General features: G+C 72.3%; 26 protein-coding genes and 1 pseudogene. 13 read left to right on the top strand and 14 right to left on the bottom strand.

The window, feature by feature from the left end:
• The first annotated feature begins 85 nt into the window (after positions 1-85).
• From QQM39_RS34610 to QQM39_RS34600, 3 genes are all read left to right on the top strand, one after another.
• Positions 86-2,512, top strand: a complete 2,427-nt coding sequence (locus QQM39_RS34610) for a PEP/pyruvate-binding domain-containing protein (RefSeq protein ID WP_302001503.1) — start codon at positions 86-88, stop codon at positions 2,510-2,512.
• On the top strand, positions 2,509-3,426 hold the full coding sequence (locus tag QQM39_RS34605; protein WP_302001502.1) for a hypothetical protein: 918 nt from the start codon (positions 2,509-2,511) through the stop codon (positions 3,424-3,426). The genes QQM39_RS34610 and QQM39_RS34605 overlap by 4 nt, the downstream gene beginning before the upstream one ends.
• A gap of 148 nt (positions 3,427-3,574) precedes the next feature.
• Complete coding sequence (locus QQM39_RS34600; RefSeq protein ID WP_302001501.1) at positions 3,575-4,279, top strand: dual specificity protein phosphatase family protein; 705 nt, start codon at positions 3,575-3,577, stop codon at positions 4,277-4,279.
• 51 nt (positions 4,280-4,330) lie between these two features.
• Here the strand turns inward: QQM39_RS34600 and QQM39_RS34595 are convergent, their stop codons facing one another.
• The 3 genes from QQM39_RS34595 to QQM39_RS34585 form a co-directional block, all read right to left on the bottom strand.
• Entirely contained in the window at positions 4,331-5,119 is a 789-nt protein-coding gene (locus QQM39_RS34595) for an SAM-dependent methyltransferase (RefSeq protein ID WP_302001500.1), read from the bottom strand.
• 130 nt (positions 5,120-5,249) lie between these two features.
• The gene (locus QQM39_RS34590) at positions 5,250-5,504 is read right to left on the bottom strand and encodes a DUF397 domain-containing protein (RefSeq protein ID WP_302001499.1); all 255 of its coding nucleotides are present in this window, start codon (positions 5,502-5,504) and stop codon (positions 5,250-5,252) included.
• The gene (locus tag QQM39_RS34585; RefSeq protein ID WP_302001497.1) at positions 5,505-6,365 is read right to left on the bottom strand and encodes a helix-turn-helix transcriptional regulator; all 861 of its coding nucleotides are present in this window, start codon (positions 6,363-6,365) and stop codon (positions 5,505-5,507) included.
• 242 nt (positions 6,366-6,607) lie between these two features.
• Between QQM39_RS34585 and QQM39_RS34580 the strand changes: the two genes are divergently transcribed.
• From QQM39_RS34580 to QQM39_RS34570, 3 genes are all read left to right on the top strand, one after another.
• Positions 6,608-7,243 carry an ATP-binding protein gene (locus QQM39_RS34580; protein ID WP_302001496.1) on the top strand — a complete coding sequence of 212 codons (636 nt, stop codon included), beginning with the start codon at positions 6,608-6,610 and terminating at the stop codon, positions 7,241-7,243.
• Positions 7,234-7,668 carry a hypothetical protein gene (locus tag QQM39_RS34575; RefSeq protein WP_302001495.1) on the top strand — a complete coding sequence of 145 codons (435 nt, stop codon included), beginning with the start codon at positions 7,234-7,236 and terminating at the stop codon, positions 7,666-7,668. The genes QQM39_RS34580 and QQM39_RS34575 overlap by 10 nt, the downstream gene beginning before the upstream one ends.
• Before the next feature lie 312 nt (positions 7,669-7,980).
• Positions 7,981-9,924 carry an ABC transporter ATP-binding protein gene (locus QQM39_RS34570; RefSeq protein ID WP_302001494.1) on the top strand — a complete coding sequence of 648 codons (1,944 nt, stop codon included), beginning with the start codon at positions 7,981-7,983 and terminating at the stop codon, positions 9,922-9,924.
• A 40-nt stretch (positions 9,925-9,964) separates the two neighbouring features.
• On the opposite strand, the gene QQM39_RS34565 is transcribed toward QQM39_RS34570, so the two are convergent.
• From QQM39_RS34565 to QQM39_RS34545, 5 genes are all read right to left on the bottom strand, one after another.
• Complete coding sequence (locus QQM39_RS34565) at positions 9,965-10,150, bottom strand: hypothetical protein (RefSeq protein WP_274238163.1); 186 nt, start codon at positions 10,148-10,150, stop codon at positions 9,965-9,967.
• A 275-nt stretch (positions 10,151-10,425) separates the two neighbouring features.
• Positions 10,426-11,790 carry an amidohydrolase gene (locus tag QQM39_RS34560; protein ID WP_302001493.1) on the bottom strand — a complete coding sequence of 455 codons (1,365 nt, stop codon included), beginning with the start codon at positions 11,788-11,790 and terminating at the stop codon, positions 10,426-10,428.
• Between the two features lie 91 nt (positions 11,791-11,881).
• Positions 11,882-13,852, bottom strand: coding sequence for an FUSC family protein (locus QQM39_RS34555; protein ID WP_302001492.1), 1,971 nt, complete (start codon positions 13,850-13,852; stop codon positions 11,882-11,884).
• Positions 13,853-14,097: 245 nt separating this feature from the next.
• Positions 14,098-14,934 carry a nucleotidyltransferase domain-containing protein gene (locus tag QQM39_RS34550; RefSeq protein ID WP_302001491.1) on the bottom strand — a complete coding sequence of 279 codons (837 nt, stop codon included), beginning with the start codon at positions 14,932-14,934 and terminating at the stop codon, positions 14,098-14,100.
• 70 nt (positions 14,935-15,004) lie between these two features.
• Entirely contained in the window at positions 15,005-16,978 is a 1,974-nt protein-coding gene (locus QQM39_RS34545; RefSeq protein ID WP_302001489.1) for a toll/interleukin-1 receptor domain-containing protein, read from the bottom strand.
• Positions 16,979-17,016: 38 nt separating this feature from the next.
• On the opposite strand from QQM39_RS34545, the gene QQM39_RS34540 reads away from it, so the two are divergent.
• The 4 genes from QQM39_RS34540 to QQM39_RS34525 all read left to right on the top strand — a co-directional run bounded on the left by QQM39_RS34540 (position 17,017) and on the right by QQM39_RS34525 (position 19,853).
• The gene (locus QQM39_RS34540) at positions 17,017-17,646 is read left to right on the top strand and encodes a hypothetical protein (protein ID WP_302001488.1); all 630 of its coding nucleotides are present in this window, start codon (positions 17,017-17,019) and stop codon (positions 17,644-17,646) included.
• 143 nt (positions 17,647-17,789) lie between these two features.
• Positions 17,790-18,482: a hypothetical protein gene (locus QQM39_RS34535; RefSeq protein WP_302001487.1), complete on the top strand. Its 693-nt coding sequence runs from the start codon at positions 17,790-17,792 to the stop codon at positions 18,480-18,482.
• Positions 18,483-18,951: 469 nt separating this feature from the next.
• Complete coding sequence (locus QQM39_RS34530) at positions 18,952-19,368, top strand: RidA family protein (RefSeq protein ID WP_302001486.1); 417 nt, start codon at positions 18,952-18,954, stop codon at positions 19,366-19,368.
• The gene (locus tag QQM39_RS34525; RefSeq protein ID WP_302001485.1) at positions 19,365-19,853 is read left to right on the top strand and encodes a GNAT family N-acetyltransferase; all 489 of its coding nucleotides are present in this window, start codon (positions 19,365-19,367) and stop codon (positions 19,851-19,853) included. The genes QQM39_RS34530 and QQM39_RS34525 overlap by 4 nt, the downstream gene beginning before the upstream one ends.
• On the opposite strand, the gene QQM39_RS34520 is transcribed toward QQM39_RS34525, so the two are convergent.
• Together QQM39_RS34520 and QQM39_RS34515 are read right to left on the bottom strand one after the other, a co-directional pair.
• A complete protein-coding gene (locus QQM39_RS34520; protein WP_302001484.1) occupies positions 19,844-20,563 on the bottom strand; it encodes an aspartate/glutamate racemase family protein in 720 nt (239 codons plus the stop codon). The two genes, QQM39_RS34525 and QQM39_RS34520, sit on opposite strands and share 10 nt — an antisense overlap.
• 5 nt (positions 20,564-20,568) lie before the next feature.
• Positions 20,569-22,068, bottom strand: coding sequence for an NCS1 family nucleobase:cation symporter-1 (locus QQM39_RS34515; protein ID WP_302001483.1), 1,500 nt, complete (start codon positions 22,066-22,068; stop codon positions 20,569-20,571).
• Positions 22,069-22,237: 169 nt separating this feature from the next.
• On the opposite strand from QQM39_RS34515, the gene QQM39_RS34510 reads away from it, so the two are divergent.
• Positions 22,238-22,912, top strand: coding sequence for a GntR family transcriptional regulator (locus tag QQM39_RS34510; RefSeq protein ID WP_302001482.1), 675 nt, complete (start codon positions 22,238-22,240; stop codon positions 22,910-22,912).
• Between the two features lie 33 nt (positions 22,913-22,945).
• Here QQM39_RS34510 and QQM39_RS34505 read toward each other — a convergent pair whose 3' ends face one another.
• Positions 22,946-23,659 carry a uracil-DNA glycosylase gene (locus tag QQM39_RS34505; protein WP_302001481.1) on the bottom strand — a complete coding sequence of 238 codons (714 nt, stop codon included), beginning with the start codon at positions 23,657-23,659 and terminating at the stop codon, positions 22,946-22,948.
• 50 nt (positions 23,660-23,709) lie between these two features.
• Here QQM39_RS34505 and QQM39_RS34500 point away from each other — a divergent pair, with 50 nt between their 5' ends.
• Positions 23,710-24,237 (top strand): RNA-binding S4 domain-containing protein, encoded by a 528-nt coding sequence (locus tag QQM39_RS34500; RefSeq protein WP_302001480.1) that lies wholly within the window; start codon positions 23,710-23,712, stop codon positions 24,235-24,237.
• 57 nt (positions 24,238-24,294) lie between these two features.
• Here the strand turns inward: QQM39_RS34500 and QQM39_RS34495 are convergent, their stop codons facing one another.
• Positions 24,295-24,744 carry a DoxX family protein gene (locus QQM39_RS34495; RefSeq protein ID WP_302001479.1) on the bottom strand — a complete coding sequence of 150 codons (450 nt, stop codon included), beginning with the start codon at positions 24,742-24,744 and terminating at the stop codon, positions 24,295-24,297.
• Positions 24,745-24,830: 86 nt separating this feature from the next.
• A complete protein-coding gene (locus QQM39_RS34490; RefSeq protein WP_302001477.1) occupies positions 24,831-25,742 on the bottom strand; it encodes an acyltransferase domain-containing protein in 912 nt (303 codons plus the stop codon).
• Between the two features lie 55 nt (positions 25,743-25,797).
• Between QQM39_RS34490 and QQM39_RS34485 the strand changes: the two genes are divergently transcribed.
• The gene (locus QQM39_RS34485; RefSeq protein WP_302001476.1) at positions 25,798-26,094 is read left to right on the top strand and encodes a DUF6343 family protein; all 297 of its coding nucleotides are present in this window, start codon (positions 25,798-25,800) and stop codon (positions 26,092-26,094) included.
• A gap of 34 nt (positions 26,095-26,128) precedes the next feature.
• Here the strand turns inward: QQM39_RS34485 and QQM39_RS34480 are convergent.
• Positions 26,129-26,508, bottom strand: a pseudogene (locus QQM39_RS34480) (tetratricopeptide repeat protein).
• Positions 26,509-26,517: the final 9 nt, after the last annotated feature.

The following is a 26,517-nucleotide window of genomic DNA, read 5'->3' as shown; positions in this document are numbered from 1 at the left end:
TCGCCCCCATCCTTCGTTCCGTCGTCAGGCGCAGGGCCACCCCAGCGCGTCCCCCCTGTTGGCGGTCGGTCCTGGAGGGTGTTCGATGACGACGCTCGATGAACGTCACGGAGAAGGTGCGCGCGACGGGGATGAGTTCCGGGGCGACGTCACGCCGGCCGAGGTCGAGACGTACGGTCCGGCCGTCGTCCCGCTGGACCTGCCCGGCGCCGCGCTCCCCCGGCTGATGGGATCCAAGGCCGCGAACCTCGCCCGCGCGGCCCGCGCCGGACTGCCCGTGCTTCCCGGTTTCGTGATACCGCACCAGGCAATGCGCGACACGGTCGCCCTGCGGCGCGCCTGGGACGAGCTCTCCGACGGCGGCACCCGCCCGCTCGTCGTACGGTCGTCCTCGCCCCAGGAGGACACCGAGGAGTCGTCCCTGGCGGGCCAGTTCACCTCGGTGCTCGACGTGCGCGGTTGGCGGGACTTTCGTACGGCCGTACAGACCGTGCTCGGCTCGGCGCACCGGCCCGACGGCTCCACGGCGCCGATGGCGGTGCTGGTGCAGCCCATGCTCACGGCTCGGGTCGGCGGGGTGATGTTCGGTGCCGACCCGGTCGCTGGGCGGGCCGACAGATTGCTGGTCAGCGCGGTGCGCGGCGGGCCGGACAGCCTGGTGAGCGGGGCGCGGTCGGGCACCGACCACTGGCTGAGCGGGCACGGACGGCTCCTGCGGACGGAGTCGTCGGAGGTCCCGGCGGAGCCCTCCGGTTCGTTGCTCACGCGCGTCGAGCTGTTCCGGCTGGCGCGGCTGGCGCGGCAGGTCCGTCGGGTCTTCGGCGGGCCGCAGGACGTCGAGTTCGGGTTCGACGCGGACGGGCGGCTGTGGCTGTTCCAGAGTCGGCCGATCACCGCGATGGCGGCGCGACCGGCACGCGGCGCGCGACTGCTCGGGCCCGGTCCGGTGGCGGAGACGCTGCCGGAGCAGCTGACGCCGCTGGAGGAGGACCTGTGGGTGGCGCCGATGGCCCGTGGGCTCGCCGCCGCACTGGACATCGGGGGCACCGCGCCGCGTCGGCTGCTGAACTCGGTGCCGGTGGTCACTACGGTCACTGGGCGTGCCGCCGCCGATCTGCGGCTCCTCGGCGCCGTGCCACCCCGGCACCGGTGGCTCGCGCTGCTCAACCCGGCACCCGGAGCGCGCCGGCTCACCGCGGCCTGGCGGGTGGGTCGCCTCGCGTCCGCCCTGCCCGGCCTTGCCACCGACCTCGCCGCGGACGTCGACCGCCGCCTCGCCGGGATCCCGTCACCCACCGGGCTCTCCGGCTCGGCCCTGGCCGCGGAGCTCCGCTGGGCCCGCCGGGTCCTGGTCTCCCTGCACGCCCAGGAGGCCCTCGCGGGAGCCCTCCTCGACGAACCGCCCAGGAGCCGCACAGCGGCCGGCACGGCCCTGGCCGTCCTGGCCGAGTCCCGTGCCCTGGGCATCCCCGACGAGCAGGTGGTCGCCGAGAACCCGGTGGTCCTGACCCTCACCGCCCCGAGCCTGCGCAGACGGGGGCGACCGCCGGGCGCTACGGCGACGCCGTCACCGCCGACGAACGACTCCGGCCAAGCCGCTCCGCAGGGCACGGGGACGCACCGCACGTGGGCGACAGTGATCGCCCAGGAACCGGCGCCGGACGCCACCACACCGACGCGGCCCACCCACGCCGCACCCACCGCCAACGGCAGCCGCCGCCCGCCCGCTCCGCGCCCGCCCTCCCGTGAGCCGGCCCAGCGAGCCACCCCCACGAGCGCGGCCTTCGCCATCTACGCCACCCCGCACACCGGCACCACACGGGCCGCTTGGCACGCAGAGGCGTCTCAGTCCCCCGCACCCGCAGAGGCCACCCAGGCCACTGCGCCCATGGACACCCCCCGCCCCACGACCCTCCACTCCCCCTCCCTCACCCCCCTCCCACCCCGTGAAGCCCTCCGCCTCCGCATCCGCTGGGTGCAGGAACTGCAGGTCCGGCTCGTGCGCGAGGTGGCTCGGCGGCTGGGGATCGGCCTGGAGCGTGTCGGGCTGTTGCGGTGGGCGGAGCTGGCCACCGTGCTGGACGGCGGGGCCCTGCCCGGCGATCTCCACGCACGCGTGCCGCAGGCCGAGTCGCCGCCGTTGCCGGACGCCTTCCGGCTCGCGGACGGTCAGGTCGTCGTCGCCGAGCGGGGAGGCGCCCGGGGCGACGGCGTACGGGGCGTGTCCGCGGGGCGCGTCGTCGGAACCGTGTGGGACGGGGCGGGTCCCCGGCCGACGGACCCCGTGCTGGTCGTGCGCTCCCTGGACCCCGCGCTCGCCCCGCTGCTGCCCGGCCTGACCGGCCTGGTCGCCCAGACCGGCAGCGCGTTGTCCCATCTGGCCGTCCTGGCAAGGGAGTTCGGGCTCCCCGCGGTCGTCGGCGCCACCGACGCCGTACGCCGCTTCCCGCCGGGCTCCCGGCTGACGGTCGACGGGACGGCAGGTGACGTACGACTGGGGGACGCGTCATGAGGAAGATCGCGTACGTCTTCGGAGCGCTGGTCGCCGCCGGCGCGGGCACCTACCTCGTCGTCTACCTGTACCGCTGGCAGTGGCAGCGGGCGATGATCTGCGGGGTCCTGCTGCTGGTCGTCGAGGTGATGCTGCTCGGCCTGGTGACGCTGGGGCGGCTGAACCGGATCGAGGAGCGGCTGCGCGACACCGACCGGCGGCAGCGGGAGCTGGACGCCCGCCAGGAGGACGTACTGACGCGGTTGCGCGAGCCGGCCGTGGCGCACGAGGAGACGCGGTTCCGGTGGCTGGAGGACCCGGCGGAGCGGAGGTACGTCTTCGTGCCGGTCCTCATGTTCGCCGGTGTCCTGCTGTCCGGGCTCGCCTGGGTGGTGCAGCGGGTCGCGTCGGCCACGGCGAAACCCGCCGAGCGGCGCCTGGCCGGGCGGCTGGCCGTGCTCGCCGCCCCCGACCCGGCAGCCGCCGACGACCTGGAGGACCTGCCACCGCTGGGCGGTGGACGCTCCCGGGGCCGTACCGCACGTCTCGCCACCGTCGCCCTCGCCGGTGCCGCCCTGCTCGCCGCCCTGATCGTGGGGCTCGCCGACCTCACCCAGACCCGTAAGGAAGAGGCCAACGAGAACGAGGCGACCTCCGTGGTCGTCCAGATCGAGCTGCGGGGCGTGGACATGTCGTCCGCCGGGAAGGCGCTGGCCGCACAGCAGATCTGGGAGAGCTGCCGGCACTCCACGGCCGCACCGCTGCGGCACGCCGCCCTCGGCGACCTGGGAGACGGCACGTTCGCGGGGGTCGTACGGCCCGCGCTCACCGAGCACGACCTCATGCGGCTGCGCGGCTGCCTGGAGGACGCGACCCTGGATCGCGCCCATCTCACGGTGGTCGGTGTCGGCGACGCGGAGGCGGATGAGGGCTGAACGTGCCGCGCCGACCGTGACCGACCGACTGTGCGCACCAAACATGACAGGTGAGACTTATCGCACAAAACGGACTTATCGCACAGTTGATCACATACCGCAGGTTACGATTCCAACGACCCCCGCCCCCTAGTCCCCCGGGTCGCCCATGGCTGTCCTTACCGCAACCCTGCCCTCCCCTGCTCTCCGCAAGCGCCCGCTGTCCCGGCGCGCGCTGCGGATCCTCCTCGGCCTCGTCATCGGCTACATCGCCCTGTGGGTCGCCGGCGCAGGCAGCATCCTGGGCCTGTCGTTCTTGGCCCGCGAGGAGACTCCAGTGCCTGCCGGTACGCGCTCCGTCCAGGGCGTGAACCACTTCCAGCCGGTGGACACCGACGGCCGGCTGTGGCGCGGCTCCGCCCCCTCCCCGGCCGGTTACCGGGCACTGGCGAGCATGGGCATCACCACCGTCGTCGACCTGCGCGCCGAGGACCTGAGCGCGGCCGAGCTGGCCGAACCGGGTGAGGCCGGGCTGAAGGCCGTGCGCATGCCGATCCGTGACGGGCAGACGCCGTCACCCCAGCAGGTGCAGCGCTTCCTCGACGTCGTCTCGTCGGCGTCCGGCCCGGTGTTCGTCCACTGCGGCGCGGGTGTCGGCCGTACGGGCGCGATGGTCGCGGCGTACCTCGTGAAGACCGGTGAGGAGTCGCCGTCGCAGGCGGTCCGGCGCAACCTCGCGGTCGGACCGCCCTCGATCGAGCAGATCTACTACGGGCTGAACCTGAGCCCGGCCAAGGTGGAGCAGCCCCCGCTGCCGGTGGTGGTCCTCAGCCGCCTGGTGGACGCTCCGCGGCGCATGATGTCGTACCTGTAAGGCGAACTACGGTTTGCCCGTAAGGAGAACTACGGCTTGCCCGTAGGGGGACTACGGCTTGCGCCCCACCGCCCCGTACCCGGGGATGACCCCGTCGTCCTGTCCGGGTACGGGCTCACCCAGTTCGGGGTGCCAGTGGTGCGGCACCTCGACGCCGGGCTCGACGAGTTCGAGGCCGGCGAAGAAGCGGGTGAACTCCTCGCGGGAGCGCAGGGCCAGGGTGACGCCGGCCGCCTTGAGCTTCTCGGTCGCCGCCTTCGACTCCTCGGGAGTGAAGTCGGCGGTCGCGTGGGTCACCACCAGGTAGCTGCCGGAGGGGAGTTCGGACAGCAGCCGGGTCACCAAGTCGTGCGCGCCGTCCTCGTCGGAGACGAAGTGCAGCAGCGCGACGAGGGAAAGGGCGACGGGGCGGCTGAAGTCCAGGACTTTCTTCGCGCCCTCGATGATCGCCTCGGGGCTGCGCACATCGGCCTGCAGGTACTCGGTCGTGCCTTCGTCCGTGCCGCGCAGCAGGGCTGCCGCGTGGGCCAGCACGATGGGGTCGTTGTCGCAGTAGACGACGCGCGCGTCGGGGGCGACCCCCTGGGCCACCTGATGGAGGTTCGGCTCGGTCGGGATGCCGGTGCCGATGTCCAGGAACTGACGTACGCCCTGCTCGGCGAGCCAGCGCGTGGCCCTGTGCATGAACGCGCGGTTGACCCGCGCCATCACCGGGACGCGCGGGTCGAGGGCGAGCATCTGCTTCCCCATGGCCTCGTCGACGGGGTAGTTGTCCTTGCCGCCGAGATACCAGTCGTACATCCGCGCGGGATGCGGCTTGCTGGTGTCGATCTCGATCATGAGGCACTCCGTAGGACGCAATGGATTATCAACTGAGCACCAAGTAAAGGAAGTTGCGAGAGAGGCAGGCAAGTGACTCAGTAGCTCATGTGGGTCAAGTAGCTCATGTGGCTCAAGTAGCTCGAGCAGCTCAGGAAAGGAGGAAGTCCGCCGCCCCCGCCTTCGCCCCCTCGATGAACGCCGTGATCTCGTCCGTGGTGTAGATCAGCGCCGGCCCGTCCGGGTCGGTCGACTGGCGGACGGCGATCCGGCCGTCGGCGAGCTTCATCGCCTCCAGGCAGTTGCCTCCGTTGCCGCCGCTCCACGGCTTGTGCCAGCCCTCGCTGCCCAAGTCCCGCGCGGGCATGCCGTTGTAGACGCGTATGCGCGGCTTGATGCGATCCATTCACAGCTCCTTGCGGAGATCCCGGAGGATCCCCTTCGTGCGATGTGCCGTAGCAGCCTGCGCCGCCATGCGGTCCATGACCTCGAGATGGGTCGCCACCTCGGCGCGCGCGTCGAGGTAGACGGCGCCGGTCAGGTACTCGCTGTAGACCATGTCCGGCAGTTCTGACATGGCAAATCGGAACAGCACGAAAGGCCCGTAGGTGCCGGGGTGCGGTCCGTTCGCGAACGGGGCCACCTGCAGCGTCACATTGGGCAGCTTCGTGGCCTCGAGCAGCCGGTCGATCTGGGCACGCATCACCTCCGGGCCGCCGACCCGGCGGCGCAGCACGGTCTCGTCCATCACGACCCACAGCCGGGGCGCGTCCTCACGGGTGAGCAGTTGCTGGCGTCGCATACGCAGGGCGACATGGCGCTCGATGTCGTCGGGGCTGGTCTGGCCGACGGCCCCCGACCTCAGCACCGCGCGCGCGTAGTCCTCGGTCTGCAACAGGCCGGGCACGAAGTGGGGTTCGTACGACCGGATGAGGCCGGCCGCGCCCTCCAGGCTGACGTACATCGAGAACCAGCCCGGCAGGATGTCGTGGAACCGCTGCCACCAGCCGGGTTTGTTCGCCTCCTCGGCCAGTTGCACAAAGCCGTCGGCCTCGTCGTCGGAGATGCCGTAGGCCTTCAGGAGCAGTTGGAGGTACGGGATCTTGAGCGCGACCTCGGCCATCTCCATGCGGCGGACCGTGGCGGGGGCGACGCGGAGGATGCGGGCGGCCTCCTCACGCTTGAGCCCGGCGCGTTCACGCAGGTCCAGCAGGCGTCGGCCGAGGACGACCTGACCGACCGTCGGCGCGGACCGCGGCTCGCTCACGCTCCACCTCCACGAATGAGTCCCGACAGGCCGGCTGAATCCCGACATGAATCCCGACAGGCCGACGGCGCCATTCGAAGACCAATTCGAAGATCCCGGTGAGAACCGGCGGATCCTCGGCGATCCCAACTGGCGCCGCTCGACATGCTGTTGCGAGCAGTGTGCCACGGCCTTCCACCGCGTCACACAGCACTCTGCAATTTTCAGAGTGACACTTGCCAAGTGTTCACGGCGGGGCGATAGTGGCAAGCGTGATTCCGTCCCCGCCCTTAGGAACAGACGCCGCTGCCCCCCACGGCTTCGGCGCCGCCACGGGAGTCGGCCCCCAGCTGGGCGCCGCTGCCGAGCGCCGGTTCCGCTTCGAACTGGCCGCGCATCCGGGTTCTCCCGCGCAGGCCAGACGCCTGACCCGGGCTCGGTTGAACGGCTGGGCGGTGTGCGAGGACACCTGCGACACGGCGGCTCTGGTCGTGTCCGAGCTGGTCACCAACGCGATCGTGCACACGGCGAGCGAGCACATCGTCTGTGAGCTGCACGACGGTGCCGAGCTGGTGCGCATAGCCGTGCGCGACGAAGGGTGCGCGCCGGGTGAGCCGCACCCGTTGGCGGCGCGGCCCGACGAGGAGCACGGGAGGGGACTGCTTCTCATCGACGCCCTCTGCCACGCCTGGGGGACCCGGGAACAGGAGTCCGGGCTCGTCGTCTGGGCGGATCTGCCGCGCACGGCCGGGCTCCGGGACGCTGCCCGCCGCGGCATCGGGCCGTACAACGACCTCGGGTGGGGGTCCCGGCCCAAGCCGGGTCCGTCCGGGGACTCGGGCGACGAGGACGGGACGCGGGCGCGGCACGGCGGGGGAACGGGGCCCGCATGGCTGTGAGCGGCGCGTCCGGCGGCGGTCAGGTGCTGAGCCTGGACTCGCTGGTACGGCTCCGCCGCGGCCTGCGTTCCGCTGCGGCTCCTCGACGGCTGCCCGTTCCCGACGGCATGACGGCGCCCCTGGGCTGCGACGCGGTGGCGGTGCCCGCCCGCTTCGGGCCTCTGGTCCTGGCTCGGCTGCCTCGTGTGGGGTGCGTGTACGCCGACGAGACGCACTGGTGGTGGATCGTGCCGTCCGACTCCGACTATGCGCTGGAGTGGCCGGCGATGGTGCGGTACACGACGGGGGCGGTGGTGCTGGACGCGCCTCGGCTGATTCATCAGCCGGACGGGACGGTTCCTTATACGCCGCCGATTCCGTTGTATTTGGTGTTGTGCCGGGTGACGGGGACTACGCCTACGTGGTCTCGGCACATCAGCGCGTGAGGCTCCGCCGGTGGGGCGGGGTGGCTGCGGGTGCCGTGGTGGGAGCGGTGCCGCACCTTCCGTCCCGTACCAGGGGGCTGCCGCCCCCTGGACCCCCGCTTCGGCCCTGAACGGGCCCCGTCCTCAAACGCCGGACGGGCTGGATGGCGCGGGCCGGCGCCGAAGCGTGACCACCCGTTTCGGCCCCGCCGCCCTCGCCCGCACGGCGTACGCCCGCGCGTGCCCGCCGCCCCTCACTCGCGCCCTCCCCCGAACGCCCCCACCCCGCCATAGTGGCCCTCCGTCACGAGGGCGGCCGGGGGAGGGGCTGGGGTGGGGAAGAAGCGCGGTGCTGGTGCGGCTGAGGTGTCCGAGTCGGAGCGGCTGCTCTTCGGGGGTCCGCTGCGGTACGACATGGGGTGGAATCAGCATCGGGACGCCTTTCTGGAGCTGAGCTTCCGGGCCATGGTGACGCGGCTGCCGTCGCTGATGGCGTCGAGTTTCCGGCTCGCCTGGCAGGCCGATCGGCGGGCCGCGCGGACCGTGCTGGTGGCCGAGGTGGGGCGTGGGCTGGGGCAGGCGGTCGGGCTGCTTGCCGTGAACAGTGTGCTGGGGCGGCTGATCGGCGGCGGGGCGCTGGAGGAGCGGTTACGGGGTGCCGTTCCCGCGCTCGTCACCATGGCCGTCGTGATGGTGGTCTCCACGTTGCTGCGGGCCGCTTCGACGTACGCCGCCGGGCGTCTGGAGCCCAAGGTGGAGCGGGTGGCGACCGAGCTGTATCTGGAGCGGGCGGCGGCCGTGGAGCTGGCCGCGATCGAGGACCACGCCTTCCACAAGCTGCTGGACACCGCGCAGTACGGCGCGGGGGCCGCCCGCCGCATGATCGCGTACAGCACGCGCGTCGTGAACGCGGGCATCTCGCTGATCGCCGCGGCCGGCGTGCTCACCGTGCTGCACCCCGCCCTGCTCCCCCTCCTCGCCACCATGACGCTGCCCAGCGCGTGGAGCGCCCTGACCAACGCGCGGCGCCGCTACGAGTCCTTCCACACCTGGGTGCAGCACTCCCGGGCCGGCCATCTGATCAGCGGGCTGCTCACCGAGCCCGCCGCCGCGCCCGAGATCCGCGTCCACGGCGTCGGGCCCTTCCTCCTGCGCCACTACCGGGCCATGTCGGAGACGGCGGAGGCGGAGCAGGCGCGGCTGGCCCGGCTGGCAGCGCGTACGGGGCTCATCGCGGCGGCGTGGACGGGGCTCGCGACCGTCGCGACGTACGCCACGCTGGGCGGACTGCTGCTCGCCGGCGCGATGGCGCTCTCCGTGGCGGGTACGGCCGTCATCGCGATCCGCACCGGCTCGTCGAGCCTCGACACCCTCGTCCTGGAGGTCAACGCCCTCCACGAGGAGGCCCTCTTCGTGGGCGACCTTCAGCGGCTGTACGTCGAGGCGGCCGAACGGGCGATTCCGGTCGGTGGGGCCACCCTGCCCGAGGACCCGCGGGAGGTCCGTTTCGAGAACGTCAGCTTCTCCTACCCCGGCGAATCCGCCCGCCCCGCCCTCGACGATGTCACGCTCACCCTCCCCCTCGGCCGGATCGTCGCCCTGGTCGGCGAGAACGGCTCCGGGAAGACCACTCTGGTGAAGCTGCTGGCGGGTCTCTACACGCCGGACCGGGGCCGCATCCTCTGGGACGGCGTCGACGCGGCCACCGCCGACCGGCACCAACTCGCCGAGCGCATCGCGATGGTGGCCCAGGACTTCAAGCGCTGGCCGTTCACAGCCCGGGTCAATGTGGCCGTCGGCCGCTCCTCCGCACCCCTCACCGAGGAACGTCTGGCCGCCTCGCTCGCCGAGGCCGGCGCCGAGGACGTGGTCGCCGATCTGCCGCGCGGCCTGGACACCCTGCTGGCCCGGCACTTCAGCGGCGGGCACGAGCTGTCGGGCGGTCAGTGGCAGCGGCTGGGGATCGCGCGGGCCGCCTACCGGCGCGGTCACATCCTGATCGTGGACGAGCCGACCGCGGCCCTGGACGCACGGGCCGAGCTGGAGGTCTTCGAGAAGATCCGCGCGCTGGCCTCCGCCGGGCAGACGGTCGTCCTCATCACCCACCGGCTGGCGTCCGTACGCCATGCCGATCTGGTGCACGTCCTCGACCAGGGGCGGCTCGTGGAGTCCGGCACGCCCGACGAACTGCTGGCCACCGGCGGTGTCTACGCCGAGCTGTACTCGCTCCAGGCGGAGCAGTTCACGACCCGGGTGCCCGCCCCGAAGGCAGGCTGATCAGCGCGAGGGCCCGACGGGGAACGCCCCGGCCCTCATGTCACGCGGCGGCGTCAGCCGCGAGGTCACCGCGGACGATCACCAGGAACGCGTCCGTCGCGAGGTCCATGACGACCTCGGCGTCCAGACCCTCCATGCGCCGCGCGTGTGCGAACTCCTCCGCCGGCCACGACCCTCGCGGCCCGCCCGCGGGAAAGCGTTCGAGCACTGTTCGCCCGTTCACCATCCTGCACCTCCAGAAAGCGTCGTACTTGTAGGAGTTAACGCCTGCCGGAGGTGAAACGCCTCGCCCGGTGACGGGACTGAGACGTAGTTGACACTCGTTCACCGCGATGTGTGAGCGCCCGCTCACTCTCGATGATCAACCGCTACGCCCCGCATCAATTGTCTCACTCATCGTGATACGGATGCGCTCACTGCCCGCAGACGCCCCAAGAGCCGACGCGCGCCCCTGCTCGCCTGGTGACCGGCGGGCTCCATGGGCCTCGGGCTATGTTCGGGCTATGTGTCGTATTCCTGGATGCGCTTGCCGTGGCTCCGGTCCAGGAGGGCGGGCATCCGCTCCCCCAGCTCCCTCACCACCGCGGGCACGTCGATCGTCAGCAGTTCCCGGTCGCGCATCAGGATCCGCCCGTCGACGACGGTCGTGCGGACGTCGGAGGAGCGGGCGCTGTGCACGAGGGTGGCGGCGAGGTCGTGGACGGGCTGGCTGTGCGGGCCGGTGAGGTCGACCAGGATGATGTCGGCGCGCCGACCGGCTGCGATGCTGCCGACCACGTCACCGAGCCCGACCGCGCGGGCGCTCTGCAGGGTGGCGTGGTGCAGGGCCTGACGAGATGTCAGCCAGCGCGGATCGCCGGTGGTCGACTTCTGGATGAGGGCGGTGAGGGCCATCGACTCCCATACGTCGAGGGAGTTGTTGGAGGCGGCGCCGTCCGTGGCGAGCCCGACGGGGATGCCGATGTCCTGCAGGGCGCGTACGGGTGTGGTGGTGGGCCAGGCGAACTTCAGATAGCCGCGGGGGGCGCTGGCGACGGCCGTACGACCGGAGGCATGCTCCAGGACCGGCAGGTCGCGGTCGAGGATTCCGGTGCCGTGGGCGATGAGGACGTCGACGTCGAGGATTCCGGTGCGTTTCAGGACCTCGATGGGGGTGACGCCGTGGCGGGCGAGGCTGGTCTCGGCCTGGTCGCGGTTCTCGGAGGCGTGGAGGTGGACGGGAAGGCCGTGGTCGCGGGCGAGTTCGGCGGTGGCGGCCAGGTCGGCGTCGTCGACGGTGTAGGGGGCGTGCGGGGCGAGGGCGGTGGTGATACGGCCGTCGGCGCCGCCGCGCTGCCGTAGCGCGAACTCCAGTGACTTCTCCCGCCCTTGAGGCCCCTGGGAGGAGAAGAAGGCCTCGCCGAGGTGGGCCCGCATCCCGCACTCGGCGACGACGGCGGCCACGGCGTCCATCGAGAAGTAGTGGTCGGCGAAGCAGGTGACGCCGCCCCGGATCATCTCGGCGCAGGCGAGCCGCGCCCCCCACTCCACGTCCCGTTCGGTGAGGTTGGACTCGACGGGCCAGACGACGTCGTTGAACCACTCCTCGGTGGGCAGGTCCTCGGCGACACCGCGCAGGGCGACCATCGGGGCGTGGGTGTGGCAGTTGACGAGGCCGGGGAGGGCGACCTGGCCTGCTGCGTCGAGGCGCTCGACGGCGGGTCGGTCGCGCACGGCGTCGGCGGTCGTGACAGCCTCGACGACCCCGCCCCGTACGACGATCGCGGCATCCTCCTCGAACCCGATCCGCTCTTGGTCGTCGTGCACGAGGACGGTGCATCCGGTGATGACGAGGTCGGCGGGAGCTTCTGCGGGAGAAGGCGTCATCACGCCAACGTACGACGCGGTCGCGGGGGCGCGTGAGGTGAACCGCGCATCGGGGAGCAGCCCGGTCCGCGTGCGGGCCACCGCGCCGACGTCAGCCTGCGAGCGGCACGTCGGGGACCTCGGGGCCGCGTAGTCCGACCCGGTCGCGCTCGCGCGCGAGCTCGTCCAGCAACTCGGCGAGGTGGGCGGTGTGCCAGGACGTGAGCCGGCCCGAGTCGTCGAGGTGCACGGCGCACGCGGTGGTCGTGTCGACGAGCTGTTCGAGGGTGGCGACGACGTCGTCCGCGCCCTCCGTGTGCCGGGCGAGGGCGGGGAGTTCCGCGGCGGCGAGCGCGATGGCGGTCCGGGCCTCGGCGAGCGTGCGGTAGGCCTCGCGGCGAAGCGTCCAGCGCAGGGCACGGTCGCCGGAAGGGGCGGGGCCACGGCCGTCGGACGGGAGCGGGGTACGGGCGTCGGCGTCGCGCAGCGCCTCGGCGTCGGACTCGCGCAGCACCGCGGCATCGGACTCCCGCAGAACATGCGCCAGGTACGCGTGCGCGGCCCGGTTGGCCGCTGTGAGCCGTGCCCGTACTCCCCCGCCCCGCTGCCCCGGCATCGGCAGATGCCCCACGACCAGCACGATCGCGCAGGCCAGCAGCGTCTCCCCGATCCGGCTCGCGGAGGCCTGCGGCTCGCCGCCCACCATCACCAGCGCGAGCACGAGGACGGTCACGACGGCGGTCTGGGCGGCGAAGTGCCGAGTGGCCACGGGAATGAGGGCGCCGCTGAGAGCCACGAGCGCGATGAGCCCTTCCGGCCGGGGCAGCACGGCCGCGAACCCGGCGAAGAGGAGGGCGCCCAGCACCGTGCCGGCGGCCCGGCACAGCACCCGGGACGCGAGCGGCCCGAGGTCGGGCTTGACGAGGAAGACGGCGGTGGCCGGGAGCCAGTACCAGTGCTCGTGCTGCCCGTGCCACTGGGCGTGGTGCAGGGCCTGGGCGATGGCGGCGCTGGCCCCGAAGCAGAGGGCGACGCGCAGGCCGTACTCCCGCCCGCCGGCCCCGAACAGGGAACGGACAAGGTCCTTGGGCCTACGACGCCGGGTGTGCAGGTCGCGGTTGCCCTTGCCCCGGTCGAAGGCCTCGGCGGCATGCAGCAGGGCGTCGTCGAGGGCGCGCAGCGCGGGCGCGGACCGGGAGGGCGCGGGGAGGGGTCCGGTGTGCGTGTTGCCGCGTACGGCGGCGGCGAGGCGTCGGGGGCCTTCGCAGGCCCGGGCGGGCACGGGTTCCCCGGCCCAGGCGAGCGCGGTGGCGGCCTCGGCGAGGGGAAGGGCCGCCGCGTACTGCGCGTGCAGCCGCCGCTCGGTGGACGAGGAGGCGTACCGCCGCAGCCGGGGCCCGGCGAGGGCGTCCTGCGCGTGATCGAGGGCGGCGGTGAGCGCCACGCGCCGGGCGGAGGCCTGCTCGGTGCCCGCGGCGTCGAGGAGCTCACCGACGGCGTCGTACACGGCGGCGACGGCGTCCCGCTCCCCGTCGAACCGGAAGTCGCCGGCGAGGGAACCGGGCGTGGGAAGCACGAGCCGCAACGCGAGCAGCCATACGGCACCGGCGAGATAGGCGAGCGCCCGCTGCCACCCGGCATCGGGCAACGGCATCCCGGCCCCGATGGCGGAGGCGACGAGCAACTGCGTGCCGGCGCCGGAGGAGACGGGACCGACCGCGCTGATGCCGCCGGCGAAGAGCCCGAGGCCGGTGAGGAGGAGGGTGAGCGGGACGGCTCCGACATGGTCCCCGGCGTACGTCCCGACGAGCAGCCCGGCCGCCCCTGCCAGCGCGGGCACCCCGAGCCGCTTGACGGAGGCACGGCGGCTGCCGGGGCGGTCGTTGATGCCGGCGAGCATGGCCGCGATCGCTGCTACGACGCCGAGGGAGACGCGGTCGGCGAGGACGGCGGCGAGGAGGAGGGGCCCGGCCGCCAAGGCCCCTCGCGTGACCGCACTCCAGGGAACGGGTCCGCGCTGGGTGCGCAGGGCGTGGGCGAGCCAGGGCGGCAGGGTGAGGGCCGGGACTGCGGGGCGGGACACGGGGCTCCAGTCGTCTCGTCGAGGGCGGGGGTGAGCCTTCGGGCGACGGTGGCCGGGCTTGGGGCTGTGGCGTCCACGGTAGGGCGGGTTCTTGGAGGCGATGGGACGCCGGTGTTTCGGGGATGTGACGATACGTGGAAACGCCACGTTCTTTATGAACGCAACTGCGGGAGCCCGCGCGGCGAAGGCGCGGTGTCAGTCCGGGGACGGCGAAGCCGAGGACGCGGGAAGCGTACGCGGTGCCCTCAGCCCATAGCCCGCTCGAACAGCGCCTCCGCTTCCGCGACCGCCCCGCTCAACTGGTCGGGACGCCCACCCAGCGACCCGATGACACCGTCAACGCCCCGCAGCCCCGCCCGCTCCAGCAACCGCTTCTCATTCGTCACCCACTCCCCCCGCCCCGCCAGCACCGCATGCCCCGTCTGCACGGCAGCCGTGGCGATCGCCCCCGCGACCTCGGTGCGGCGGCCCGCCGGGACATGGTTGGCCTGCGCGTACCCGAGGGTGGCCCGGGCGGTGCCGTACCAACGCTCGCGCGCCGTGTGACGCAACTTCCGCGGATAGCCGGCCGGCCGGGGCAGCGCACCCCGAAGCACCTGGTTGATCGCCAGCTCAGCGACGACCAAGTAGCTGGGAATCCCCGCGAGATGGAACAGCAACGGCTCCACCCGGAACCGCCCCTCCTCCGCCTCGGCCAACTCCCGCTCCACGACGTCGAGATCGCGGTAATGGACGTCGACGCGCCGCCCGTCGACGGTCAGCCACGCACCCCCGTTGAAGACACCGCCGCCCCAGCCGCCGACCTCGGAGACCTCGCCCTCCCAGCCGACCGCGCGCAGGTCCGCTGGATCGAAGGCGCCCCGGTAGTAGATCGCCAGGTCCCAGTCGCTGTCGGGCATGTGGGTGCCCTGGGCTCGCGAGCCGCCGAGAGCGACGGCCCGGACGGTGGGGAGGGCGGCGAGGCGATCGGCGGTGGCGTCGAGGAAGGCCGAGTCGGAGAGGGCGGCGGTGCCGGGGAGGGAGGCAGGGTCAGGAAGGGAGGCGGGGTCAGGAAGGGAGGCGGGGTCGGGGAGGCAGGGCATGCGCGCAGCGTACGCAGCCCTGCCGCCGCGTCTCCAGGCAATTACGCCCGCCGGACTCGCCCCTCCGTCCTCACCCCGTGGCCGCCACCCCGAAGTCCGCCCCGGAGATGCCGCCCAGCCCCTCCGCGATCCGCACCAACGGCTCGCGCAGCGCGGCCAGTTCGGCCCGCATCGCCTCCGCCTGCGGCCAGGCCGCCTCGTGGTCGAGCGGGGCCACGTCCGCCGGGCAGCGGGCCTCGTAGGCGGCAAGGCGAGGGTGCCAGGTGCTGGTGAAGGGCCGAATCGTCTCGTTGATCAGGGCGTACGCGAGGTTCTGGACCGTCGGCGCGCCGGTTTCCGAGCCGTGTTCCAGGCTCACGCTGTATGTGTGCAGGGTCGCGCGCGTGAAGTCGATCAGCGACTTCAGGGAGGTGAGCGCCTCCCGCAGGCTCCCCGTCCCCGGTGCCAGCTCCTGCACCCCGATCCGGGTGACCAACTCGATCTGGATGTCGTAGGCGGCCATCCGTTCCGACTCGCTGGGCGCTGCCATGGGTGCCTCCCTCCGGGTACCGGGGAAGGCCAGCGTAACCGGGTCACGCGCGTCGCGGCGGCCGCACAGGGTGCGCAGGGCGGCGTGGCGGAGGGCCTCCGTGCGGGCGGGGGCCGGGTCGTGGTGGTGCCAGGCGTGCTGGGTCACGGGGTGCAGGGACCAGCGTTCGTCGGCCGCCGGGGTCAGCAGGCTGCGGGCGCGCAGTTCACGGACGCCGTTGGCGGCGCGCCGGCGGGCGACGATCTGCGGGACGCGGTCGGCGGCGGCGAGGACGTGGGCCGCGTCGTCGGTGCTGAGGGGCAGCGGGTGGAGGGCGGCGGCGCAGCGCAGGACGTCGGCGGCGTCCGCCGTGTCCACGTCCCGTACGACGGCGCCCGTGACGTCCTCGTCGGCGAGGGCGTCGAGGAGGGAGCGGCCCCGGGCGTGCAGCCGGTCGTAGAGCGCGCCGGGGTGGTGGCCGGCGCGGACCGCACGGCCCAGCAGGCCCAGCGCGAGGGGATGGCCGCCGACCGCGTCGGCGAGTGCCTCGTCACCGGCCAGCACGCGCGCGTGGGGCGCGTCGAGCGGCCCCAGGTCGACCGGGGTGCCGAGGGTGTCGTAGGCGCGGCTGCGCAGGGTGAAGAGGGTGTGGCCGAGGGGGTGCGGTGCCGCCATCGCCGCGATGTCGCGGGCGGGGAGCCGGTCGGCGGGGGCGGCGTCGACGATCCACAGGAACGGTTCGCCGATGGCGTCGAAGTAGGCGAAGAGGCCACCTGGCCCGCCGACACCTGTCCCGGCGACACCTGTCCCGCCGACACCTGCGCCCGCGTCGCCGAGGGCGTGCACGGAATCCTCGTACGCCTCCCCGTCCACCCAGTACACGCCGCCGGGGTACGCCGCCTCGAAGCGCAGGGCGTACTCCTGGGCCAGCAGGCTCTTGCCGATGCCCGCCATGCCGCGGATCTGCACGGCGTGCGCTGCGGCGCGGCCGGTGACGAGCGGTGCGGCGTGGGCGTGCAGGGCGGAGTGCACCTGCCAGAGCTCGAAGAGGCGGCCCAGGAAGTCGGGGCGGGGGCGTGGGGTGCCCAGCAGCCAGTGCCGTACGCCGGGTTCCGCGATCGTCATCGGGCCGTCGAGGCGGGCCACGTGCGCGCGTACGTCGGCCACGAGGGCGGGGAGGTCGTCGGGCGCGGCGTGTCTGGCGTCACGCAGTTCCACGGGCTGGATGTGGTCCGCCGTCCGCTCCGGGTTGACCACCATGACCCGGCGCCGCGGATCGCCCTCCCCAAGTCCCGCCAGATAGGCGGTGGTCAGCTCCCACTGGCAGGCCTCGCGCTCGGGGTAGCCGGTGGAGTAGAAGGCCAGCAGCGCCTTGGAACGGCCCAGTTCGCGCCGGATGGTGGCGCTGATGCCGGCGAAGGACTCGACGCCGGTCTCGTCCGTGAACACCTCGAGCCCGCCGTCGCGCAGCGCCCGCGCGAGCGGACGGACCCGCTCCACGTCACCGCGGCTGTAGCTGAGGAAGACGTCCCACACGGCGACTTACCCTACTGTGGGTACCGGGGAGGGCGATCATGGGACACAGGCAGCGCAGGCGACGTCGACCGAGCGGTCCGTCGCAGATCACGGCCAAGCTGACGATTCCGTTCGTCGGCGAGATATCCGGCATGTGGGAGCCGGCCGACGCGGAGCGCAGCGCGGCCTGGGAGCTCTATCTGGAGCTGGTCACGCGCGTGTCGGTCGAGGAGCTCGACCCCGACGAGGGCTTTCTGCGCGAGGCGCTCTCCTCCCTCTACACCTTCTTCAACACCACACGTGAGATCCTCCGCCGCTACGGCCCCGACGTCGCCCCGCCCCTGGCTCCCGGCCACGTCAGCTTCGGCGTCCTGGCCGTCACCGTCCTCAACCGCGTGCTGCGTCCGCTCCTCGCCCAGTGGCATCCCCGCCTGACCGCGTACGAGGCCCAGCGGCCGGCGGGGCGCGATCCCGTGGTCCACGAACGCGAATGGGAGCATGCCGAGACCCTGCGCCGCGAGATCGCCGCCGTACGGGAGACGCTGGTGTCGCTGGCGCGGACCTTGCAGGAGGTGGCGAACGTCAGCGATCTGATCGACCTTCCTGCGCCGCGGGCTCCGAGGTCGCCGCGTTCTCCCGAGACGGGGGCAGATCGGGGCACCCCCCCCCGCAGGTCAGAGGGGTCCTGACGGTCGGGGTGACTGAATCGAGCCGACGGTTCCTGCGGGTTGCGTGAGCCGCCCGGTGGCGGTCGGGCCCGGTAGGTGATTGTCAGTGGTGCGCGTTATCAATGAAGTCGTCACTCAGCGTAATGGCGACGGGGGAAGCATTGATGACGACGCACGAGCAGGACCACGTGGGCCATGGCCGTCAGGAGCCGCAGCCGAGGTACCCGCACCTCTCGGCAGCGGGGCTTCGGGCCCGGGGCTGGACTCCGAGCATGGTGCGGCAACTGCTCGGTGAGCCCGACATGCTGGCGGGCCATCCGATCTTCCGGTCCGCCCCGCGGACCCGGCTTTACCGGATGGAGCGGATCGAGGCCGCTGAGCGCAGTGAGGAGTTCAGGGCCATCGCGGCCGCCGCCGCGCGGCGGTCGGGTGCGGCGCGGGCTGCCGCTGCGCGCAGGCGGCGGGAGGTGCTGGCGCGGATCGCTGCGGAGCCGATGGACGTGCCGCAGCTGGCTCCGGACAGGCTGGCGGCGCTGGCTGTCGAACACCGGAACCGCCAAGAGGAGAAGCGGACGTCCGGCCGGTGGCAGGGAGGGCGGGGGCGCGTGGCGGAGCCGGCCACCGTCGAGAGTGCCGAGCCCGCCGCGCTCGACCGGTGGAAGGTCGACTACCTACGCCACCGGCTGACCCGGCACCACGAGATCCTCGGTGAGTTGTACGGGAGCACGGGGCGTGCCGCAGCCGAGGAGTTGCTCTGGCACCGTGTCTACGCGGCCATTTCCAAGGCGTACCCGAACCTTGCACAGGAGTGCGAACGTCGGGTGCGTGAACAGCAGCGTGGTCCTTCGCCAGGATGACATATCGGTCCGACCGGGCTCAGACGGGCGTGAGCGCCGGCGCGACGGCGACTATCGCAGGCGGTACTGGGTCCGTTCCCCGGGAAGCCGTAGCGGGAGCGGGCCCGTGGGGACCATCACCGTCGACACCTGGCCCGTGGGCGTGGGCGCGGTGCGTGTCACGTCGCTCTACGTCCATCCCGTCGCCCGTCGCCCGTCGGCAAGGAGTCGCCTCCGCCGCACTGGCCATGGTGTACGACGCCTGCCGTGCCGAAGGGCTGCATGTGTTCCGCCTGGACACGCACTGGACCTGGCAGCCGGCGGTGCGCTGCGTATGCGGTCAGGGAAGGCGAACGCGGTGAGGTGACGTTCCTGGTAGCCGGCGCCGACGGGGAGAAATTGGGATGCGGGTGTGGGCCAGGGCCCCGGATGATCGGCGAGTAGTTCGCCGTACAAGGCACGAACTGGCAGGAAAGACCCAGGAGGCCCCATGATCCGCCGCGTCACCTCGCCCACCCTCTTCCCACCCCCCACCTACTCCCACGCCTCCGTCGTCGAGGCCGGCACGAAGCTCGCCTTCCTCGCCGGTTCCGTGCCTCTCGACGCCGACGGGAAGCTCGTCGGTGAAGGAGACCCCGTACGGCAGGCCGAGCAGGTGATCGCCAACCTCGAAGAGCAACTGCGCGCGGTCGGCAGTGACTTGGCGCATGTGCTGTCGAGCGACGTGTATGTGGTGAGCGGTGAGACGGCTGTGCTGTCCGCCGTATGGGAGGTCGTGGAGGCGTCGGGACTGAGCGCCGGTCCTCACTCGTCGACGCTGCTGGGGGTCGCCTGCCTCGGATACACGGGACAGTTGGTGGAGATCACGGCCACGGCCGTCGTTCCGGAGGAGGGGACACAGCCGTGAGCCGTGTCGCCCTCCGCCGCGCCACTGCGACCGACGCCGGTGCCGCCGCCGACGTCTGGCTGCGGTCGTTCGCCGCCGCCCTGCCGACGGTCGTCCGGCCGCGCTCCGACGACGACGTGCGGACGTACTTCCGGGAGGTGGTGGTCCTGCTGCGGGAGACCTGGGTGGCCGAGGCCGCCGACCGCATCGTCGGTCTCATGGTGCTCGACGGCGACCAGCTCTCCCAGCTCTATCTCGACCCCGACCGGCGCGGCTGCGGCATCGGCGACCGCTTCGTGGACCTCGCCAAACAGCTCAGACCGCACGGACTGACCCTGTGGACCTTCCAGGTCAACAAGCCCGCCCACCGTTTCTACGAGCGGCACGGCTTCGTCGCCGTCGAGTACACGGACGGCAGCGGCAACGAGGAGCGCGAGCCGGACGTGCGGTACGTCTGGCGTCCGGGGCACCCCCATCCGGCTCACCCACGTCCGCGTCACCCTTGAGGCGACCCCCAGGTCCGCCGCTTCGGCAACGGCTTCGCGTAGCTCCCGGCCCGGCTCGTCGTCAGCCCCAACGCGACCAGCGACTCGGCGAGTTTGACGGCCGCTCCCACCCCGTCGACCACCGGAACCCCCAGCTTCTCCCCCACGGTCCGCTGCAACCCGGTCATCCCGGCGCACCCCAGCACCAGGACCTCGGCACCCGCGTCCCGCGCGCGTTCGGCGGCTGCCAGAAAGGCGGACTCCGTGCGCTCGCCGTCCTCCAACTCCAGCACCCCGAGCCCGGTGCCGATCACGGCGACGCAGTTGCGGCCCACCCCTGCGGTATCGAGGCTGTCCTCGATCTGCCCGCACGACCGCTCCAGCGTGGTCACCACGCCGTACCGCCGTCCGAGCAGGCAGGCCAGATGCGCGGCCGCCTCCGTGATGTCGACGACCGGTACGTCGACCAGTTCCCGGACGCCCTCACGCCCGTGCTCCCCGAAGCCGGCCATGACGACCGCGTCGTACGCGGGGCCCTCGTACGTCCGCAGCGCGTCCATGACCGCCGCCGCCGAGAGGTAGCTGTCGAGCCAGCCCTCCGCGGACTCGGGCCCCCACGCGGGGGTCAGCCCGAGCACGGTGGTGCCCGGGCCTGCCGCGGCCCGGGCACCTCGTACGATCTCCTCGGTCATCTCCTGCGTGGTGTTGCAGTTGGTGACGACGATCCGCACGTCCGTCAGACCTCCTGCGCCCTGGACTCGGCGGCATCGGTCGCGCCGGCGGAGTCGGTGGCGGACTCGGCGCGCTCACCACGGCACAGCACCAGGTACAGGCCCGCCGCCATCGCCGTCCCGATGAACCACGAGTACGGCGCCACATCGCTGAACGTCTTCACCAGCGCCAGCACCGCCGCGACACCGGCCGCCGGCAGGAACGCCCACAGCGCCTTGGGGTTGACGCCGTTGCGGTAGTAGTAGCGCGAGCCCGGCTCGGCGGAGAACAGCTCGTCCACGTCCACGCGGCCGCGCTTGACCAGGTAGTAGTCGACCATGATCACGCCGAACAGCGGGCCCAGGAAGGCGCCCAGGCCGCCCAGGAAGTAGTTCACGACCGTCGGGTTCGAGAAGAGGTTCCAGGGGGTCACGACGAGCGCCGCGACCGTGCTGATCATGCCGCCGACCTTGAAGGTGATCTTCTGCGGCCAGACGTTGGCCAGGTCGTACGCCGGTGAGACGAAGTTGGCGACGATGTTGACGCCCATGGTGGCGATGGCGAACGTCAGGGCGGCCAGGACCAGGATCCAGGTGTTGCCGACCTTCGCCACCAGCTCCGCCGGATCCGTGATGGCCTCGCCGAACACCTCCAGCGAACCGGCCGTGACGATCACCGAAACCACCACGAACGCCGTCGAGTTGATGGGCAGACCCCAGAAGTTGCCGCGCTTGACGGTCGGGTAGTCGGGCGCGAAGCGCGAGAAGTCGCAGAAGTTGAGCATCAGCGTGCCGTACGTGGCGAGGATCAGGCCGATCGCGCCGAACCACTGCCGCCACTGCTCGCCGACGGAGACCGGGTGCGGGGTGCTCGTGAGCGAGATCGTCCAGCCCGCCTTGGCGAAGATCCAGACCGCCAGCGCGATCATCACGACCCAGATCGCCGGACCGCAGAAGTCCTGGAACTTCCGCACCGACTCCATGCCCTGGCTGATGATCAACGCCTGGATGAGCCAGAGGGAGAGGAAGGAGACCCAGCCGAGCGCGTGCAGGCCCAGGAAGGAGCTGTGCGTCCAGGACTCCAGGCCGGGCCAGGCCGCCAGCAGCATCACGTTCACGGCGACGGACGCGAGATAGGTCTGGATGCCGTACCACATGATGGCGATCACGGCCCTGATCAGCGCCGGGATGTTGGCACCCCAGACGCCGAAGCTGATGCGGCTGACCACGGGGAACGGGACGCCGTGGCGCTGGCCGATCTTCCCCATCCAGTTCATGCCGATGTAGATGAGCACGAAGCCGACGAGCAGGGAGGTGAAGACCTGCCACACATTCATGCCGAGGACCAGCAGGCCGGCCGCGAACGTGTAGTTGCCGAGGTTGTGGACGTCGGACATCCACAGCGCGAAGAGGTCGAAGACCTTCCAGTTGCGCTTGCCGGCGGGCGCGAGGTCTTCGTTGGTGAGCCTGGGATCGGGGACGAACGCTGGTGTGCCGGTGACTTCGGCACGGTCGGCGAGGGACACGGGGCCTCCAGGAGCCGGGGGACGGAGGACTGCTTATGGAGGGGACTGCTCGCGGGGGGGGTGTTTGGTATACCAAACTGCGCACATAGTCCTCCCGTCAACAGTTCCGACCGATGTCGCTCTTGTTAACGCTCCGTAAAACACACCCCGAGTCGGCCAAAATGGCCCCATGAGCTCCCCGACGAAGATCGAACCCCTCGGCGCGGTACGGGAACGCGTCCTGGCGACCCTGCGGCAGGACATCATCGTGGGTCGCCTCCGGCCCGGCGACCGGCTCGTCGAGCGGGAGCTGGCCGAGCGCCTCGGGGTCTCGCGCGTGCCGGTCCGCGAGGCGATCCGGGCCCTGGTCGCCGAGGGCTTCGTCCACTTCGAGTCGGCGCGCCGCACGGTCGTACGCCGACTGACCCCGGCCGACGTCAAGGAACTCTTCGAACTGCGCGAGGCCTTGGAGGTGTACGCGGCGGGACTGGCCGCGTCCCGTGCGACACCGGAGGGTCTCGCCGAGGTCGAGCGGCTCCTGGACCAGGCGGCCACCGCGACCGCGGCGGGCGACGCGGAGACCATCACGGACGTCAACAGCCGGCTGCACGACCGCATCGTGGCCATGGCGGGCAACAAACTGCTCATCGAGGCCCTGGAGCCGGTCGCCGGCCGCCTGCGCTGGATGACCCGACGGAACGAGGAATGGCGCCAACTCCTCGTGGAGCACCGGGAGTTGTACGAGGCGATCGCCTCCGGAGACCCGAACCGCGCCCGCGCGCACGCACTCACCCACGTACAGACCAACTACCGCTCGACGGTACGGCAGCTGTTCGGCGAGAAGGCGGCCGAGGACCTGCCCTAGAGCCGGCCGGACAGGCCCTGGCGCACCCCCTGCCTACGGCGTCCCCGGCAGCCCCGCCGCCTCCGCCGCCGTACGCAGCACCTCCCGCAGCATCGCGGGCGTCAGCCTGCCGGTGAAGGTGTTGCGCTGGCTGACGTGGAAGCACCCGAAGAGTTCGAGGCCGTCGAGGCCGCCCACCCCGTCGAGCGCGACCCGCGCCCCATGCGCGAACGCGGGCCGCGGCCGGGGCACGCTCCAACCCGCCTCCGCCAGCACGGGCAGCGTGGCCTGCCAGCCGAAGGCGCCGAGCACGACGACCGCCCGCACCGTCGGCCGCAGCAGCCTCAGCTCCTGCACGAGCCAGGCCCGGCAGGTCTCCCGCTCCCCCGGGGTGGGTTTGTTCGCGGGCGGGGCGCAGTGCACCGGGGCCGTGACGCGGACGCCGTACAGCTCCAGGCCGTCGTCGACGGCGACCGACGTGGGCTGCGAGGCGAGGCCCACGTCGTACAGCGCCTGGTACAGCACGTCCCCTGAGCGGTCCCCGGTGAACATCCGGCCGGTGCGGTTGCCGCCGTGCGCCGCCGGCGCGAGCCCGACGATCAGCAGCCGGGCGTCCGGCGGGCCGAAGCCGGGCACCGGGCGGCCCCAGTACGTCTGGTCGGCGAAGGCGGCGCGCTTGGTGCGGGCCACGTCCTCCCGCCAGTCGACCAGCCGCGGGCAGGCCCGGCAGCCCGCGATCCGCCGGTCCAGATCAGCGAGGGCATCCACAGCTCCACCGTAAAGCCGACTTGGCCCCGTACGGGGACTAAGGTCGAGGCATGCCTTCCGAGGACGACGAGGAGAAGAGCGGCAGCACGGCCGACGGACAGCCGGACGCGACGAACGCAGAGCCGGCCGTCGATGCGAAGATCGCCGCCGCGGTGGCCGCCGCCGAGGCCGCCGGCCCGGCCGGCGGCGAGCCCGTGCGGATCGACAGCTGGATCTGGGCCGTACGTCTGGTCAAGACCCGCTCCCTGGGCGCCGCCGCCTGCAAGGGCGGGCACGTGCGCGTGAACGGCCAGAACGTGAAACCCGCCCACTCGCTGCGCGTCGGCGACGAGGTACGGCTGCGGCAGGAGAACCGGGAGCGGATCGTCATCGTCAAGCGGCTCATCCGCAAGCGGGTCGGCGCGCCGGTGGCGGTCCAGTGCTACGTCGACAACTCGCCCCCTCCCCCGCCGCGCGAGGCCGTCGCCCCGGCCGGCATCCGCGACCGCGGCACGGGCCGGCCGACCAAACGGGACCGGCGCGAGCTGGAACGGCTGCGCGGGCTCATGAGCGGGCCGAAGCGTCCGGACGGCCGGTAGACCGTACGGCGGCGGCGTCCGGTAAGCCTGGAAGGCCCGCGCCGGACGCCACCACCGTCATGCGTCACGCATACGTCGCGCCCGTCGTCGCAACAGCCGCAGCAGCTCCGCGTTGGAGTCACGCCGCGCCCACGCGATCAGGGCGAACGGCACGATCAGGATGAGCGGTGTCGCGGCGTACTGCGCGTCGAAGGCGGCGATCTGGACGACGAACGCGCCCACCATCAGTCCGATGAACGCCATGGCCGCCACCGACTGCAGCACCGGGATCAACAGCGCGACGGCTCCGGCGAGTTCGAGGACACCGATGGTGTACATGCCCGCGCTGCCCCAGCCGAGCTCGTCGAACGTGTCTGCCGCGGAGGAGTGCGCGATCAGCTTGGGCACGGCACTCGCGATGCCCATGAAGAGCGCCAGCAGCACCTGCAGGCCGCGCAGCGCGATACGGGCCCGGCGGCCGCGCGGGGTCGCGGACTCGGCGATGGCGGAGGCAGTGGTCTCGGACATGGGGTCTCCAGTGTGAAGCGGTCCGTGGTGCTGTCACAGAGGTAGACCGGGCCTCGCCCCGGAACTCATCGCCGTACGAACCGAATTCACCCTCCCCCGCCCAACGGCAGCCACCCGTGCCCGATGTACCAGTGACCGCCCGCCCGCAGATGGTCCCCGACCGCCCGCTCCACGGCCGTGCGGCGCGGCAGGCTCTCGACGGGCAACTCCGGGTCCCCGAAGACGAATCGGACCGGCTCGGTGTCGGCCGGCTCCATGTCCTCGCGGGCGACGCCGAAACGCTCCTGGAACCGGACGATGTTGGAGTCCCCGGGAAGGTACTTCCTGAACTGCGCGTCCAGCAGCCAGGAGTGGCAGGTCACCGTCCGGTACCGCTCCTCGGGAAAGTGGAGGGCGAAGAACTCCCGGGCCAGGGCCAGGGAACGGTCGACGGCGGCCGGGGACAGCGGGCCGTGGAAGTCGGGGATGTGCAGGTTGAGGCAGCGCGAGTGCGGACCCGCGTCGAGGCCGGCCGCCGCGAGCCGCGTCCCCGTCCGCTGCCCGAGCCGCGCCCGCTCGAACTGCAACCGCCCCAGCTGGTACAGCTCGCCGCGGAAGTGATGGGTGAGCCACCGGGGAGCCTGCACGCCCGCCCGGCCGTGCCGCCTGCGGTGCGCGGCCATGTTCCGCCCGAGGCCGACGAGGGTGCGCCGGGAGACGTCGGCCGGGATGCCGCGCTCGCGGTGGTACGCGCGCGTGTACGGCAGCGCGGCGAGGAAGACGTACACGGGGAAGCAGCGCTGCAGGGCGCCCGTGGCCCAGTCGAGGTCGGGCAGGTCGACCGGGCGGCCGACCTCCCCCATCCCCTGGACGAGCTCGCCGACGGACCGCTCCAGGATCTGCCGTAGCTCGGGGTCGTCCGTGACCCGCCGGCCCATCCGTACGAGGTCGTTGATGTCCTCGTGGGGTACGCCGAGGTCGAGCAGCGCTTCGGCCAGTTCATCGGTGTCCGGCAGCACGGGGCCCCCTGCGAGGAGTACGAGGAGTACGTTTCAAGAAGGAGTGGTGATCCGGATGCGTACGGGCAGTGAGCCGACGACAGCGCGCAGTGCACTGCGGGCCCGCTTCTGGCTGTGCGTGTGGGGCCTGGTCTGGGCGGTCTTCGGCACCGCCGCGTTCGCGCTCGCCGGCCGCCCCGGCTGGGCGGCGGCCTGCGGAGTGCTGTGGCTGGTGATCACGATCGACATGGCCATGATCCTCAGGCACATCCGCCAGGGCCCGCACTACCAGCCGGGCCGCGACATTCCGCCGTACCGCCCGCCCGAGAGCCGCCCCTACCGGCCGCCCCCGCCGGAGAACCGCCACCCCTAGTCGCACCGGCCGGCCCGCCGCCCCCTCTCGCCGCTCACGCCTCGAACCGTGCCGCCTTGAGGTAATCCGGGTTCGGATCGAGCGCGGCCGCCAGCCGGAAGTGACGCTTGGCCTGGTCGGGCCGCCCCTGGCGCTCATACGTCCGGGCGAGCGCGAAGTGCGCGAAGGCGTTGTCCGGCTCGCGCTCCAGGACGATGGTGAACTCCAGCTCGGCGGGCCGCAGTTGCGCGGCGGCGAAGAAGGCACGCGCGCGCGCAGCCGGGCGGCGGTGTTCTCCGGGTGCACGGCGATGACCCCGTCGAGCAGCTTCACCGCACCCCGCGGATCCCGCGCGGCGAGCAGCTGCTCGGCGGCACGGAAGTCGATGACATGCGTCTCCGGCGTACGTCCGGTGGAACCGCTGGTCTCGGGCACGGCAAAGTC

Source organism: Streptomyces sp. DT2A-34 (assembly GCF_030499515.1).
GTDB lineage: Bacteria > Actinomycetota > Actinomycetes > Streptomycetales > Streptomycetaceae > Streptomyces.
Note: the sequence above shows the minus strand (reverse complement) of the source record. Positions and strands in the feature narration are given on the sequence as shown.